The sequence below is a fragment of the Bacillus sp. MM2020_4 genome (genome assembly GCF_011250555.1).
In the GTDB taxonomy this organism is placed as follows: Bacteria; Bacillota; Bacilli; order Bacillales; family Cytobacillaceae; genus Neobacillus.
In genome coordinates this window covers 1-14,542 of the sequence record NZ_JAANMZ010000016.1, presented here as the reverse complement: position 1 = coordinate 14,542, position 14,542 = coordinate 1, and the positions used below count along the sequence as shown (strand labels likewise).

Genomic DNA, 14,542 nt, shown 5'->3' with positions numbered 1-14,542 from the left:
TGGGGATGCAAATTGGAATAGTAAGCACCGGAACATATCTTCCGGAGGAATTTATGAGCGGAAAAGAGATTGCGGAACGAGCAGGTCTCCCTGCCCAGGTGGTCGAAGAGAAAATGGGAATCAAGAAAAAATATATCCCAGGGTCTGGCGACCATACGTGTGAAATGGGGATTATCGCCGCCAAACAAGCCATTGCAAAGGCTGGCTTAGATCCAATGGAGATTGACCTTGTGATATATATTGGCGAGGAACATAAGGAGTACCCACTTTGGACGGCTGGGATTAAGCTGCAGGAAGAAGTGGGGGCGCTAAATGCTTGGGCATTTGATGTGGCGTTAAGATGCGGGACGACTATCATGGCTTTGAAAGTGGCGAAAAGTTTGATGATGGCGGACCCTTCTATAGGCACCGTCTTGCTCGCAGGCGGGTATCGTAATGTGGATTACATTGATTACGAGAATCCGAGAACCCGGTTCATGTTCAATCTTGGGGCCGGGGGCGGAGCGATTCTTTTACGAAAGGGGCATAACGAAAATCTACTATTAGAATCAGACCTTATTACCGACGGTTCTTTTTCTGAGGATGTAGTGGTTGTTAGCGGTGGAACGAAAAATCCAATAACAAAAGAGGCGATTGATCTACGCCTCAATAAACTTGATGTCCTTGACCCAGAAGGGATGAAACAACGTTTAGAACAAAAATCGATGAACCATTTTTTAAAGGTTATTCGTGACTCTTTACGAAAAAGTGGCTACCGAGAAGCAGATCTTTCCTATCTGGCGATTCTTCACATGAAAAAATCGGCCCATGAATATGTTTTAAAAAAACTTGGCTTGACCGATGAGCAATCTATCTATCTAGAAGACTATGGGCATATCGGACAAATCGATCAGATTTTATCCCTGGAACTTGGCTTGCAGGCAGGGAAAATAAAGGATGGCGATATTGTTGTATTAGTTAGTGCCGGAATTGGCTACGCGTGGGGTGCAACCACTATTAAATGGGGGAAGGGTGATAGAAATGGGTAAGATTTCTATGAAAGAGGTGCTTCTGCCGAATGGAGAAACATTGGCTTACAGGGAGAGGGAAGGCGGCGAGGTAAAAGTATTATTCATCCATGGGAATATGACATCTTCAAAACATTGGGATCTCGTCCTTGATAACATGGATGCAAAGTATAAGCTTTATGCGGTAGATTTGCGCGGTTTTGGCGGTTCTAGCTATAACAATCTAGTCATGTCGATTAAAGATTTTTCAGATGATGTGAAGCAATTTGTTGACGAGATTGACTTGAGGGATTTCGCGGTAGTAGGCTGGTCAACGGGCGGTGCCGTTGCCATGCAATTTGTCGCTGATTACCCGGGCTATTGTAATAAATTGGTTTTATTAGCATCAGAATCGACGCGAGGTTATCCATTCGATGGGAAAATAAAGGAAACAGATGTGCCGCGGCGATTTTCTCTGCATGAAGAGATTAAACAGGATTTGATACGGACGATCCCTGTACAGACTGCTTATGATACGAATAATGCGGCATTACTAAAACTGATCTGGAATGCGGTTATCTATACCCATAATCAACCGGCTGCTGAACTTTATGATGAGTATGTTCAAGACATGAGAACACAAAGAAATTTGGCTGAGGTTCATCACGCAAATAATATCTTCAATATTAGCCATCATCATAACGGCCTCGTTGAAGGCAACGGGAAAGTTGATTTAATAGATGTTCCTGTGCTTGTACTGCAAGGGGATCGCGATATGGTGATTGCAAAAGCGATGACGCAAGAACTTGTGGAGGACTTAGGAGATAGAGCTGTTTATATCGAATTAAAAGATTGTGGACATTCACCGTTAGTGGATGATCTCCCGCAATTATTGAAGGTGATGGCACAATTTTTGGAGGAGTAAGTGTAAAAATAGGGCATCTTTCGATTAAAACTTGATGGAAAACTAAAATATTTATGATAAAAGCAACCGTTTTACCAAAATCGTCCTCTGTAACTTCCCTGCAACTAAAAATGAGTAAGATAGTTCCATCTAGTAGAGAAGGAGCGATTGGTCGGTGAGGTGGGAACTGGATTGGCTGGAAAATCGGGCACGATTATCGCCACATAAGAATGCGGTTATAGATGAAAAGACAAGTAAGGCTTGGACATTTGAACAATTGAATAAGCGGGCAAATTCGACCGCAAGCTGGCTTTATACCCGGGGGGTAAAAAAAGGTGATCGAGTTGCCCTATTATCACCAAACGATATTAGCTATTTTGACTTCATGTTTGCCTGCGGAAAAATTGGCGCCATTTTCGTTCCACTTAATTGGCGGTTATCACTGCATGAAATAAACGAGATATTGGCAGATTGTACACCGATAGTAATTGTTATTCATCAGGAGTTCGAAACTATATGCCAACAGTTAAATAACTTAAGTACGTTTTTAATAGAGGAAGCCAGCAATTACGAAGCGCAGGTCTCTTACGTAATTAGCGAGGAAATCTTAGAAACTGACCCGCTGGCGATGATTTATACTGGCGGGACTACAGGGAAACCAAAGGGTGTGGTATTAAGCCATCAATCCATTCTCTGGAATGCCATGAACACTATCCTAAGCTGGGGGTTGGCAGAAGACGATGTGACGGTAAATTATATGCCTATGTTTCATACTGGCGGATTAAATGCCTTAAGCATTCCGCTTCTCATGATGGGCGGGACAGTCGTCATAGGCAAGTCATTTGTAGGAAAAGAAGCAGTGGAAACCTTGAATCGGTTTAACTGTACCACGATTCTCCTGGTCCCCACCATGTATCATTCGCTGATTCAAACAGCTGAATTTCAGAATAGCGACTTTCCTTGTATGAAAATTTTTTTATCAGGAGCAGCACCATGCCCTATGCAAATTTATGAGGCTTTTCAAAAAAAGGGGCTAGCCTTTAAAGAGGGATATGGGCTGACAGAAGCGGGGCCAAATAATTTTTATATTAGTCCTGTGGATGCACAAATTAACCGTGGATCTGTCGGCAAACCGATGCTGTTTAATACAATTAAATTAGTAAAAACAGATGGCTGTGAAACGGAGCCCAATGAGGTCGGGGAGCTTTTAATAAAAGGGAAGCATGCCTTTTCGTTTTATTGGAATCAAGAACAGGAAACAAAGGAAACGGTTAAGGATGGCTGGATTCATACAGGGGATTTAGCGAAAAGGGATGAACAGGGCTTTTATTACATTGTCGGCCGAAAAAAAGAGATGATTATTACGGGCGGTGAGAATGTCTATCCACTTGAAATAGAGCAATGGCTTGCCACCCACCCTGCAATTGATGAAGCGGCTGTTCTAGGGCTTCCAGATGAGAAATGGGGTGAAGTGGTTGCCGCATTCATAACCTTTAAGCATACCTACAGCATCCAAGATGAGGAATTACGAACCTATTGTCAGTCAAAACTAGGCCGCTATAAAATTCCAAAACAATTCATTCGCTTAGAGGAATTGCCAAAGACCCATGTTGGTAAAATAGATAAAGAGAAATTAAAAGAAATGAAGATTCAAAGCTAGAAGGGAGGAACGGTGACGTCCTCCTTTTTAGCTTTTTTCAGCAAGATTCAATGCAGTGTCTGACACCTTAAGGTCAACCTTCAATTGTTCACCTAAATTATGAGGGTGATAGTACCCCTTAGCCATCATATAGGCGGTGATTTTCTCGTGAGTGGCAATCGCATCATTTAATTGCGCTCTTAAGGCCGCCTTCAATTCGGGTGTAGCCGTTTCTGTAATGGCGACAGCATAATTTCGGACCCCTGCTTTAGCAGAAATGAGAAAGTCTGTTGCAATCACTTGATCGGTCATCCCGCCCATGCCCATTAGGTTTTGAAGGAGTTGATTCATTCGGCTTCCCTCCGTTCAGTCAAAAACTGTTGCAACTGCTGAATATGTTGGATACCAGTGGTGACATCTGCCGATAGAATGGCTTTTAACTCTTCATCCTGAGCTAACCCGCTCATCATCGTCGCTTTAGTTAAACATAGATTTTTAAACGATAACAATTCATGAAGATCTATCGTTTCATGAAGCCCCAAATATTTCGTCATTCCATTTACCCCCGCTTAAGCGTACTTCCTACCTTTATAATTTCTTAGACGGATACTGATTATTCATTTGCATAAAAGGATGGACCATCTGGGGAAAATACATGTTGTACGAATCCGGGAGGGTTGCACTAATGGAAAAAGAAGGATTGGCCATACATGAGACAATGGAAACACATGAACTGATAAATTTTAAAACCGTTTGCCTGCTTAAATCCAAATTAATGCAGGGCATTTGTTTTGATAATGAATTAAAAGCATTGATGGAAAAAGATGTGCAGCAATCTATTCAAGATATAAATGAGTTGATTAGTTTTTACAAACAAAGCCAACTACTACAATAAGTGAGGTGAAAAAGATGGAGGACTATTTAGATCCAAGGAATGCGGAAGGAATGCCGAACTTAGCCGATTCAGCTTTTGCGATGGACTTTTTGTTGGCGGTAAAAACAGGCATTCGCAATTATGGTTTTGCGATAACCGAGACCGCTCATCCTGATCTTAGAAGGGCATTGCATCGACAATTGGAAGCTGCCATCGATTTACATACGGAAATCTCTGACTTAATGATCAAAAAAGGCTGGCTCAACCCCCACAGTATCAAGGAACAATTTCCGGTTGATTTGAAAGCAGCGGAAACGGCAATCCAAATTGCCCAGTTAAATCTGTTTCCAAATGATACTGACCGCCTTGGTATGTTCGCAACACCATATAAATAAAAGGAGGAGAAGCAGAAATGAAGGCTGTTACATACCAAGGGATAAAAAATGTTCAAGTCAAAGAAGTGAAGGATCCTGAAATAAAAAATGCAGATGATATTATTGTTAAAATCACAACTTCAGCCATATGCGGTTCTGATCTCCATTTAATCCATGCCATGATTCCGAATCTGCCCACCGATTATGTCATTGGCCACGAACCGATGGGAATTGTGGAGGAGGTTGGCCCCGAAGTAACCAATTTAAAAAAAGGCGACCGGGTGATTATTCCCTTTAACGTAGCCTGTGGTCACTGTTGGTATTGTACACACGATCTTACAAGTCAATGCGATAATGGCAATCCCCATGGGCAGGGCGCAGGTTTTTTCGGTTATTCGGAAACAACCGGCGGCTATGCCGGCGGACAGGCCGAATACATGCTGGTGCCATTCGGGAACTTTACTCCGTTTAAGATTCCGGAAAACTGTGAAGTAGTGGATGAAAAATTGGCACTGCTTGCCGATGTAGTTCCAACATCCTATTGGAGTGTGGATCATGCGGGGGTTAAACCCGGGGATACGGTTATCATCTTGGGCTGCGGTCCGGTGGGATTAATGGCTCAAAAGTTTGCCTGGCTGAAGGGTGCCAAACGAGTGATTGCCGTAGATTATATCAATTACCGCCTGCAGCACGCAAAACGAACAAATAAAGTGGAAATAGTAAATTTTGAGGATCACGAAAATGTTGGCGATTATTTGTTGGAAATCACGAGTGGCGGTGCCGATATTGTCATCGATGCGGTGGGGATGGATGGGAAAATGACACCGCTTGAGTTTCTGGCATCAGGAATGAAACTACATGGCGGAGCAATGGGCGCGATCGTCATTGCCAGCCAAGCTGTCAGGAAGGGCGGAACCATTCAACTAACAGGGGTGTATGGTGGCAGATACAATGCCTTTCCATTAGGCGATATCTTCAACCGCAATGTCGATATTAAGACAGGGCAGGCACCGGTTATCCCCTATATGCCATTTCTTTATAACATGATTAATGAGGGGAAAATCGACCCAGGTGATATCATTACCCATGTATTACCGCTGGATCAGGCGAAACATGGATATGAGGTATTTGATACGAAAATGGAAGATTGCATTAAAGTTATTCTAAAACCATGAATCTCAATAATAAGCGACCGAACCTGTGGAAAAAAGCAGAAACGGTCGCTTATAAAAAAGCAGGCGTAAAAAGTACTGCCATCAGCTAAATTAAATCACTAGCACTATCAATAAATAACTTTGAAAGAAGCGATTGTGTTTTATTCCTATTATAAACTAGATAGAAATACCTTTCCTCGCTGAATCCGTTAATATCATACATTTTAAGCATGTTTTTGCCGGCATAACCTCTAGCGGCTATTTCAGAAATAATCGAAAAACCGAAATCCTGTATAACGAACTGAATCAAGCTCTGACCATCCTCTATATATGCAACAATATTTAATTGTTCCTTAGAAATTTTACTCCTTTTCAAAAATTTTTCTAGAATTGCATTTGTTCCTGAGTCGGAACTTCGCATTACAAACGGGTAGTGTACGATGTCCTCGATGTTGACGGTATCTGGTAATTCCACTTGATTTGAGGTAATAAGTACTAATTTCTCTTTTAATAAGGGAATATAATGAAGTTTATCATCTTCGTATTTCTCACCTAATATTCCAAAATCTACAGAACCATTGAGCACCTTTTCGGCCACATTTTTTGAAGAGGACTGGTTGATATGAAAGATAACCTCAGGATATTTTTCTCTATATTGTTTAACCATCTTTGGAATCATAAACTGGCCAGGTACCGAACTGGCGGCAATTCGAATCATTCCCCGAAGCTCCATCGTCCCCTGTTTTATATCGAGCAATGCTTGGTCCTTAAGGAGTAAAAGTTTACGTGACCAGCCATATAACCGTTCTCCATTTTGTGTAAGAATGCTTTCCCTGCCGACACGGTCAAATAGTCTAAGCCCCAGCGTTTTCTCCAAGCCCTGTATATGGGAACTAACCGTGGATTGACTTAGAAAAATATCATCCGCCGCTTTAGAAAAGCTTTTATGCTCTACCACCTTTGTAAAAACATATAATTGGTGCAAATCCATAGGAATCTTCTCCTTATGTATTTATATAATCGATTAATAGCCATTGGTGAAATAGATAAATTGTATTTCTCTTAGCTTATCACTTTTCTATAATGAAATTGACTTATGTGTATGAATTGTTTGTGACTTTGTACAGAAGGGAGAGGAGATAATGGCATACGAACCGGATTTACTATATGATGCCGGACCGACTGGCTGTGGAGAATTGATTATGAACCTATTTCTATCTTTCAAGAAAATGGAAAGCGGTCAAGTCATTGAAGTCATTTCCTATGACCCCGGTGCAAGAGAGGATCTCCCGGCATGGTGCCGAATGCAAAAACATACTCTTCTTGAACGGAAAGATTTCGGCAAGACAAGCCACTACTTTATTGAAAAAGGTTAAACAAAACCTTTTACATAAAAACAAAAAAAACGGAGGAATAAAAAATGGCTGGAAAATTCTTAGTAAGTTTAACAAGCGCAAAAAATGATTCTGATAAAGCAACCGTTGGGTTTGTGGTTGCTAATGCTGCGGTCGCATCAGGACAGGAAACCGTTGTATTTTTAAATGTTGAAGGCGCTTACCTTGCCTCGAAAGGGTATGCTGATGACATTCATGAAGAAGGGTTTGCTCCGTTAAAACAGTTAATGGATCAGTTTGTGGAAGCAGGCGGAACCCTTTGGGTATGCAGCCCATGCTTTAAAAAGCGTGGATTAGAAGAAGAAAATTTAATTGAAGGTGCAACGATTGTGGGTGGAGCAAAATTAGTAGAGTTCCTGAGCCAAGGTGCAGCTTCAATTACCTATTAAACATAGGTGAGAAGCATGGAAACACCACATGCAGTCTGTGATGGCGGAGATTTAGATTGCGGGTCCGGGTTATTGCTGATCATCAAAAAGGCAATGGACCCCTTGGAAAATGGACAGATCCTTGAAGTTCGAAGCAGAGAAAGAACAGTAGCTGAGGACCTTCCGGCATGGTGCCGAATGGTGGATCATGGATTTCTGGGTTCGGAACCTGGTGACAATACAATAAGATACTTTATTCGCAAAGGCGCTGAACAAACGGAGTTAGCGCAGGATCTGGAGGCAGCGAAGGGCTATCAATGGAGTGTCCGGGTTCGGGGGGAAAATGATCTCTCCGCAAAGATCCATTCTAGAAACCACACTTTTAGTGCAGGACAGCCGGCAGATTTCAGTCCAAAGGTGAATGCACCTAGCGCTATCGACTATTTACTGGGCTCGCTTGCTTCTTGTTTGACAGTGGGATACAAAGCTCAAGCCTCCAAGCGTAATATGGTGATTGATCATGTAGAGTTGAGCTTAAAGGGTGGACTGGAAAATGTTCTTTATCATATGGAACTAGAAGATGAGGGCTGCCCCAAACTAAGTCATATTACCGGAACCTTTTATGTGTCATCACCGGAATCTGAACCGCTGCTCGAGGATTTATGGAAAAATACGCTTGCCCGTTCACCCATCTATCAAACCCTTAAACAAGCAGTTGCTATTGAAATTAAGCTTTCGATTGTATTTTAACAGGGGGTTATCAACGATATGAATGTACCGAAATTTCCGACCACCGTTATTGGCAGCTGGCCAAGGTCGAACGAAGTAAAAAGGGCGATGCGCGATAAACGGGCCGGAAGAATAAGTGAAGAAGAGTTTCAAAACATTGCAGATCAGGCAGTGTTACAATGCTTGAAATGGCAGGAAGAAGCGGGAATTGATATCGTCTCAGACGGTGAGCAGCGGCGTGATAATTTTATCTCATTTGTAGCAGAACACTTACACAATGTACAGATGCTGACGGTGTCGGAGTTGCTTGAATATGTCGAGGATAAAGCAAGCTTTGAGGAAATACTTGGCACATTAGACGTACCGGCCTTTTCTATGTCTAATCCAGCAGCGGCCGGAAAAATCAGCCGCAAAAAACCGCTTGCCGTAAATGACTATTTATTTTTGAAAAAACATACAGACAAAGCGATTAAGGTCATGCTTCCCGGTCCTTACTTGTTAACAAGAGCGATGTGGGTAGAAGGGCTTTCGAAAGATGCATATCCGACAAAAGAGGATCTATCTGTCGATATTATTAACGTGTTACGCGAAGAGGTGGAAGCGTTAATTGCAGCCGGGGCTGATTTTATTCAATTCGATGAGCCTGTGTTGACAGAGCTTGTGTTTACACAAAAAAATGCCAACCGGACCTTTATGTGCGGCGCCTTGACAGCTAAAGCCGATGCAGAAGAGGAAATTGCGTTTGCTCTCGATCTAATGAATCAGGTAACCGCCGGTATGTTAGGCAGAGGCTCAAGAGTGGGTGTTCATATTTGCCGCGGCAATTGGAGCACCCAGGAACAGGTCCTTCTTCGTGGACCATATGATCCGTTAATTCCCTATCTCGCCCATGTAAATGTCGATCAGCTGATTCTTGAATATGCGACCCCGCGTGCCGGAGAATTAGACGTTATCTGTGATTTCGGCGGGAAAGAGCTGGGATTTGGTATTGTCAATCCTCGGACGGAAACAATTGAAAATGTGGAAACCATCATCGAGCGAGTTCAAGAAGTAAGAAAGTACCTGCCGGATGAAAAAATCTTTTTAAACCCGGATTGTGGCTTTGGTACATTTGCGCAACGGCCGATGAATAGTAACAAGATTGCTTTTGAAAAATTAAAGGTTATGGCAGAGGCAGGAAAGAAGCTTAGGGAAATGATTTTCGAATAGGAGGAGAAAAGATAATGGGACAATTGATGGACTTTAAAGTAGAGGGCAAAGGAAACGGAATGCGCCTCGATGCGGTTGCCGGCAAGCACGGCATTGCTATTGATGAACCGGTATCATTTGGTGGTAAGGACTCGGCGATCGATCCGCTTTCAACATTTCTATCCTCATTAATTGCTTGTGAAAACGTGATGGCGCAACTAATTGCGCAGGAAATGAAGTTTGATCTTCAAGGAATCTCTTTTAATGTTGAAGGCAGCTTAGATTTGGCAGGACTCATGGGAGACCTTACCGTAAAACCTTATTTCCAGGAAGTCAAAGTGAAAGCGGTAGTTGAAACCTCTGAGACGCAAGAACGAATTAATGAATTGCAAGAATCTGTTGACCTAAGATGCCCTGTCTTTAGAACATTAAAAGATGCGGGAATACCTGTTGAAAATCAATGGGTGAAAGCAGCGGTAATGGCTTAATAGTGAAAAGGAGTGATTGTTAAATAATCACTCCTTTTTTATTTAATTTCCACTGGACATTCCTCTAAATAGAATAAACAACCTTATCGGAACCTAGACTTAAATCCAAAATCCGTGGCCATTTCCCATGACCGGAATCTATATTAATATGCCCGGAATTAGGTAATACAATTGAAGGAAAGCCTAAGTTTAAATAGCCTGTTGTATCCACCATGCTGCAGTAAGGATCATTAGTTGAATGGATAAACAGCGTCTCCTTAGCAGCTCCTGATAGATTACTTTTTTTCAAAGGAACCGGATAAAAAGTTTTCGCCTCCGAAAGTATCACATTTGGAGATGGCGGGGCAACAAGGATTACTTGATTAGCAATTCGATTACGTTGACCTGCTGCATAATGAAGCCATAGAAAACAGCCGAGACTATGGGTAATCACCGTAAGCTGATGTTTTGCTGGAAGGGTTTTAATCGCCTCATGCAATTCCTCTAACCAAACTTTTTTATTAGGTGCATTGAATCTTGAGAAGGTGGGGTAACAAACATGATAGTTTCTTTTCGTTAGTTCCTTTGCCAACCAGGTTTGCCAGTGATCAGATCCGCTACCGCCTAATCCATGAATGATAAGAAAACTTTGTTCTATCATAAAATCCCTCCTTTAGATTCTTAATTAACTATTCCGATTGAATAACTTGGTATTAATGATTATAACCTCTTTTTACAAACAAGGCAACCAATGGGTGAAATATACATTTGCATTTAAAACGATAAACCATCAATATAAGTGGATAGGTAATTTAGAAAGTAGGGGTTTTTTTGTCAGATTTTTTATCATTAGGTATTTCGGAAACCGTGGTTAATCAATTACGCGGCTACGGTGTCGCAAAACCGACACCCATCCAGGAGCAGGCAATTCCATTTGTGATGAATGGGAACGATATTATAGCCCAAGCGCAAACCGGTACAGGAAAAACATTTGCTTTTATCCTGCCGATTCTTGAAAAAATTGATAAGGAAGCAGCATATATTCAGGCGCTCATTGTCACGCCGACAAGAGAATTAGCCCTGCAAATAACGGCTGAAATTGAAAAATTGCTTGTGGATATACCGGGAGTAGCTGTCCTAGCTGCTTACGGCGGGCAAGATGTTGATAAACAGTTGAAGAAATTAAAGCGAAACCCGCAAATTGTCGTCGGGACACCAGGAAGGCTGTTAGATCATATAAGAAGAGAAACTGTCCGATTATCAGAAATTTCTTTCCTTGTCTTAGATGAAGCGGATCAAATGCTGCACATTGGGTTTCTAGGCGAAGTCGAGGATATTATTCGGGAAACGCCGGTAACACGGCAAACGATGCTGTTCTCGGCCACGATGCCGCCGGAAATTCGGAAATTAGCTGCAAAGCATATGCGTGATCCAGAATATATTCAAATCGAAAAAACGCAAGGACCGGCCGATAATGTAAAGCAGATAGCGATTTATACAACAGACAGAGCAAAACAAGGAACGCTAATCGACCTCATCGAGACCCATCGGCCTTTTTTGGCAGTCATCTTTTGTCGAACGAAACGAAGAGTGAGTAAACTCTATGATGCCCTGAAAGCCCACGGATTTCCCAGTGATGAATTGCATGGTGATCTGTCACAGGCGAAAAGGGAACAAGTAATGAAGCGTTTTAGGGATGCAGAGATCCAGTTACTGGTTGCAACCGATGTGGCGGCAAGGGGACTAGATGTTGAAGGGGTCACACATGTGTTTAACTATGACATTCCGGAGGATTCTGAAAGTTATATCCATCGCATTGGACGTACCGGCAGGGCAGGGATGACTGGCTTAGCGATTACATTATACGCAGCGAAGGATAAGTCAGCACTCGAGGTAATTGAAAAAGACCTTAAGCTTACGATTCAAAAGCAAAATCTGGTGGATCCAAATAAGGAGAAAGAAACCTCTAGAGATGACAGGAGGGTTCGTCCACAAGGTCAAAATGAAAAACGTAGCCAAGGAAGAGAAAAGCAGGGTAGAAATGATCGAAACCGGAGCAATACAGATCGTAGGGATGATCGAAAAGGGAACTTTCAGCAAGGTAGACAATCTGGCAATCAAACCTCTACTTCTAGGTCAGGTAGAAATACATCAAGATCTGCTACAGGTAGAAAAAAATAGATTAAAAATGGGACTGAAGTTATTTTCAAAAGATACAATAATATAAAATTTTTGACTTTGAGAATTGTCCAGCTCTAGCGCCCTAGCGGCTAGTGTCCTTCGCGCTCCGCCCTACGATAAGTCAACATCGGATCGCTACGCTCTCCGTGTTTCCTTTATCTCAGTTGGGGCGCTCCAGGCCATACGCCGCTGACCAGGGCGCTTTCGCTTTCCTAAGTCCCATTTTGCTGATTAATGATTATTTATACCAATTCCCGTATTTGATTTAACTAACACTTCTTCAAACTTTTTCACATCAGCTTTTTGACTAGAGAAAATGGTTCCCAGGTATCCTGCTAAGAAACCAAGCGGGATAGATAAGATTCCTGGTGTTGTATAAGGGAAGATTGGGTTACCGACAAAAATAGCTTTTCCAACTTCAGGGCTGAAAACGTTGGGGCTAATTACAACCAATCCGATTGCAGAGATTAGTCCAACTACCATTGCCCAGACAGCACCGGTCGTATTGAATCGTTTCCAATAGATGGTGTAAATGATAACTGGTAAGTTAGCGCTTGCAGCAACTGCAAAGGCAAGTGATACCAGGAAGGCGACATTGAGTGTCTGCGCTCCTAATGCAAGAATAATAGAAATGACGGAAACCCCAATTGCGGCCCAGCGCGCCATGCTAACTTGCTGCTTTTCCGTTGCTTTTCCTTTTCGAAGGATCTCGTTATAGAAATCATGGGCAAAGGCAGATGCCGCTGTCAGAACAAGGCCTGCTACAACTGCTAGAATGGTCGCGAAAGCTACAGCAGAGATAAAGGCGAATAGCATATTACCGCCGATTGCTTTTGCTAGAAGTGGAGCTGCCATATTTCCAGCAGGGTTAGCCGCAACAATTTCGGAATTGCCAACAAAAGCCGCTGCACCAAAACCAAGGAAAATAGTCATCACATAAAAGATTCCGATAATCCATGTCGCGTAAACAACAGAAGAACGAGCTGTTTTCGCGTCCTTTACAGTAAAGAAGCGCACAAGGATGTGTGGTAATCCCGCTGTCCCAAGGACTAATCCCATGTTTAATGAAATCGTATCAAGACCGATTTTGTATTTAACACCTGGATTTAAGAACGATTCCTTCAAAGGTGTTGCCGTTTTCATTTGGGCAAACATATCGGTTATGCTCCAATTAAACTTAGCAAATACAATCATCGAAATGATGAATGTCCCCCCCATTAAAAGGATTGCTTTAATGATTTGCACCCAGCTTGTAGCATGCATACCGCCAAAAATAACGTATACAGTCATTAAGACGCCAACGATTAATACGGAAGTAGTGTAGGATAAGCCTAATAATAATTTAATTAGTGCACCGGCCCCGACTAGCTGTGCAATCATATAGAAGATCGAGATGGTTACCGTATTCATCGCTGCAAACCCGCGGATCTTTTTGGAATCGAAACGGGCTGCAATCATATCAGCAAAAGTATATTTTCCTAAGTTCCGGAGTGGCTCGGCCACTAAATAAAGAACAACAAGGTATGCAACAAGGAAACCAATACTATAGAAAAAACCATCAAAACCAGTTAAGGCGACTGCACCAGCAATTCCTAGGAATGAAGCTGCAGACATGTAATCGCCGGCGATTGCCATTCCGTTTTGCCAGCCTGTCAGTCCGCCGCCAGCCGTATAAAATTCACTAGCATTTTTCGTTTTCTTAGAGGCGTAATATGTAATGATTAACGTTACAAACACGATCCCAAGAAACATAATAAAAGCTGGAGTGTTCATTAGTTACTCACTCCTTTTTGGATAACATTATTGGCTAAATCATCAAATTTTGCCGCTTTCTTTGAGTAAAGCATGCACAAGCCCCATGTCATTACGAATTGTAAGAATGCAAAAACCCATGCCCATGTTATACTGCCAATAAACTTATGATTTAGGACGGTTGAATAAGAAGTTAAAATAGGTAGTGCAAAATAAAAGCAAAAAAAGAAAATAGTGATTGGGATAATAAATTTTTTCTTTTCGGAGAGTAGTGCTTGAAACGATGATGATTGAGCAATAGAACTGTAATCGCTTTCAGAATAATCTTTGGATTTTTGTGCCTCCAACGGAAGCGCCCCCTCTCATAATAAAAACATTGTTTCAACATGAGGCAAAAAGAAAAGATAAAAGTGATTGGCCATAAGATGAGGAAAAACTAGGTTGCGGCTAAAAGGATAAACAAATTACTCTATCTCCTCCCTTCTAAATACAGATTTTTCTAAATTTTTAATCTTTAATTACGTTTTTAATT

General features: G+C 42.0%; 18 protein-coding genes. 12 read left to right on the top strand and 6 right to left on the bottom strand.

The window, feature by feature from the left end:
• Positions 1-5: 5 nt before the first annotated feature.
• The 3 genes from G6554_RS11995 (at position 6) to G6554_RS11985 (ending at position 3,550) form a co-directional block, all read left to right on the top strand.
• Positions 6-1,028, top strand: a complete 1,023-nt coding sequence (locus G6554_RS11995; RefSeq protein WP_166242206.1) for a 3-oxoacyl-ACP synthase — start codon at positions 6-8, stop codon at positions 1,026-1,028.
• A complete protein-coding gene (gene phaZ, locus G6554_RS11990) occupies positions 1,021-1,911 on the top strand; it encodes an intracellular short-chain-length polyhydroxyalkanoate depolymerase (RefSeq protein WP_166242103.1) in 891 nt (296 codons plus the stop codon). The genes G6554_RS11995 and phaZ overlap by 8 nt, the downstream gene beginning before the upstream one ends.
• Before the next feature lie 154 nt (positions 1,912-2,065).
• On the top strand, positions 2,066-3,550 hold the full coding sequence (locus G6554_RS11985) for an AMP-binding protein (protein ID WP_166242101.1): 1,485 nt from the start codon (positions 2,066-2,068) through the stop codon (positions 3,548-3,550).
• A 27-nt stretch (positions 3,551-3,577) separates the two neighbouring features.
• Here G6554_RS11985 and G6554_RS11980 read toward each other — a convergent pair whose 3' ends face one another.
• Together G6554_RS11980 and G6554_RS11975 are read right to left on the bottom strand one after the other, a co-directional pair.
• Entirely contained in the window at positions 3,578-3,880 is a 303-nt protein-coding gene (locus G6554_RS11980) for a spore coat protein (protein ID WP_166242099.1), read from the bottom strand.
• Positions 3,877-4,083 (bottom strand): hypothetical protein, encoded by a 207-nt coding sequence (locus G6554_RS11975; protein ID WP_166242097.1) that lies wholly within the window; start codon positions 4,081-4,083, stop codon positions 3,877-3,879. The genes G6554_RS11980 and G6554_RS11975 overlap by 4 nt, the downstream gene beginning before the upstream one ends.
• A gap of 131 nt (positions 4,084-4,214) precedes the next feature.
• On the opposite strand from G6554_RS11975, the gene G6554_RS11970 reads away from it, so the two are divergent.
• From G6554_RS11970 to G6554_RS11960, 3 genes are read left to right on the top strand one after another with little or no spacing between them, the layout of a single operon-like run.
• The gene (locus G6554_RS11970) at positions 4,215-4,424 is read left to right on the top strand and encodes a spore coat protein (RefSeq protein ID WP_166242094.1); all 210 of its coding nucleotides are present in this window, start codon (positions 4,215-4,217) and stop codon (positions 4,422-4,424) included.
• 14 nt (positions 4,425-4,438) lie between these two features.
• Positions 4,439-4,798: a spore coat protein gene (locus G6554_RS11965; protein WP_166242092.1), complete on the top strand. Its 360-nt coding sequence runs from the start codon at positions 4,439-4,441 to the stop codon at positions 4,796-4,798.
• Positions 4,799-4,815: 17 nt separating this feature from the next.
• Positions 4,816-5,952, top strand: coding sequence for a zinc-dependent alcohol dehydrogenase (locus tag G6554_RS11960; protein WP_166242091.1), 1,137 nt, complete (start codon positions 4,816-4,818; stop codon positions 5,950-5,952).
• Positions 5,953-6,037: 85 nt separating this feature from the next.
• Here the strand turns inward: G6554_RS11960 and G6554_RS11955 are convergent, their stop codons facing one another.
• A complete protein-coding gene (locus G6554_RS11955) occupies positions 6,038-6,922 on the bottom strand; it encodes a selenium metabolism-associated LysR family transcriptional regulator (protein WP_166242089.1) in 885 nt (294 codons plus the stop codon).
• A 151-nt stretch (positions 6,923-7,073) separates the two neighbouring features.
• Here G6554_RS11955 and G6554_RS11950 point away from each other — a divergent pair, with 151 nt between their 5' ends.
• The 5 genes from G6554_RS11950 to G6554_RS11930 are packed head-to-tail and all read left to right on the top strand — an operon-like array spanning position 7,074 to position 10,098.
• Positions 7,074-7,307 carry a sulfurtransferase TusA family protein gene (locus G6554_RS11950; RefSeq protein ID WP_166242087.1) on the top strand — a complete coding sequence of 78 codons (234 nt, stop codon included), beginning with the start codon at positions 7,074-7,076 and terminating at the stop codon, positions 7,305-7,307.
• Positions 7,308-7,351: 44 nt separating this feature from the next.
• Complete coding sequence (locus G6554_RS11945) at positions 7,352-7,714, top strand: DsrE family protein (RefSeq protein ID WP_166242085.1); 363 nt, start codon at positions 7,352-7,354, stop codon at positions 7,712-7,714.
• 15 nt (positions 7,715-7,729) lie between these two features.
• On the top strand, positions 7,730-8,443 hold the full coding sequence (locus tag G6554_RS11940; RefSeq protein WP_166242083.1) for a sulfurtransferase TusA family protein: 714 nt from the start codon (positions 7,730-7,732) through the stop codon (positions 8,441-8,443).
• 18 nt (positions 8,444-8,461) lie between these two features.
• Positions 8,462-9,631 carry a cobalamin-independent methionine synthase II family protein gene (locus G6554_RS11935; protein ID WP_166242081.1) on the top strand — a complete coding sequence of 390 codons (1,170 nt, stop codon included), beginning with the start codon at positions 8,462-8,464 and terminating at the stop codon, positions 9,629-9,631.
• 14 nt (positions 9,632-9,645) lie between these two features.
• The gene (locus G6554_RS11930; protein WP_166242079.1) at positions 9,646-10,098 is read left to right on the top strand and encodes an OsmC family protein; all 453 of its coding nucleotides are present in this window, start codon (positions 9,646-9,648) and stop codon (positions 10,096-10,098) included.
• A 64-nt stretch (positions 10,099-10,162) separates the two neighbouring features.
• Here the strand turns inward: G6554_RS11930 and G6554_RS11925 are convergent, their stop codons facing one another.
• On the bottom strand, positions 10,163-10,738 hold the full coding sequence (locus G6554_RS11925; protein WP_166242077.1) for an RBBP9/YdeN family alpha/beta hydrolase: 576 nt from the start codon (positions 10,736-10,738) through the stop codon (positions 10,163-10,165).
• Between the two features lie 170 nt (positions 10,739-10,908).
• Here G6554_RS11925 and G6554_RS11920 point away from each other — a divergent pair, with 170 nt between their 5' ends.
• Positions 10,909-12,258: a DEAD/DEAH box helicase gene (locus G6554_RS11920; RefSeq protein WP_166242075.1), complete on the top strand. Its 1,350-nt coding sequence runs from the start codon at positions 10,909-10,911 to the stop codon at positions 12,256-12,258.
• 231 nt (positions 12,259-12,489) lie between these two features.
• Here the strand turns inward: G6554_RS11920 and G6554_RS11915 are convergent, their stop codons facing one another.
• Positions 12,490-14,031, bottom strand: a complete 1,542-nt coding sequence (locus G6554_RS11915) for a solute symporter family protein (protein WP_166242073.1) — start codon at positions 14,029-14,031, stop codon at positions 12,490-12,492.
• Entirely contained in the window at positions 14,031-14,357 is a 327-nt protein-coding gene (locus tag G6554_RS11910; protein WP_166242071.1) for a DUF485 domain-containing protein, read from the bottom strand. The genes G6554_RS11915 and G6554_RS11910 overlap by 1 nt, the downstream gene beginning before the upstream one ends.
• Between the last annotated feature and the right edge of the window lie 185 nt (positions 14,358-14,542).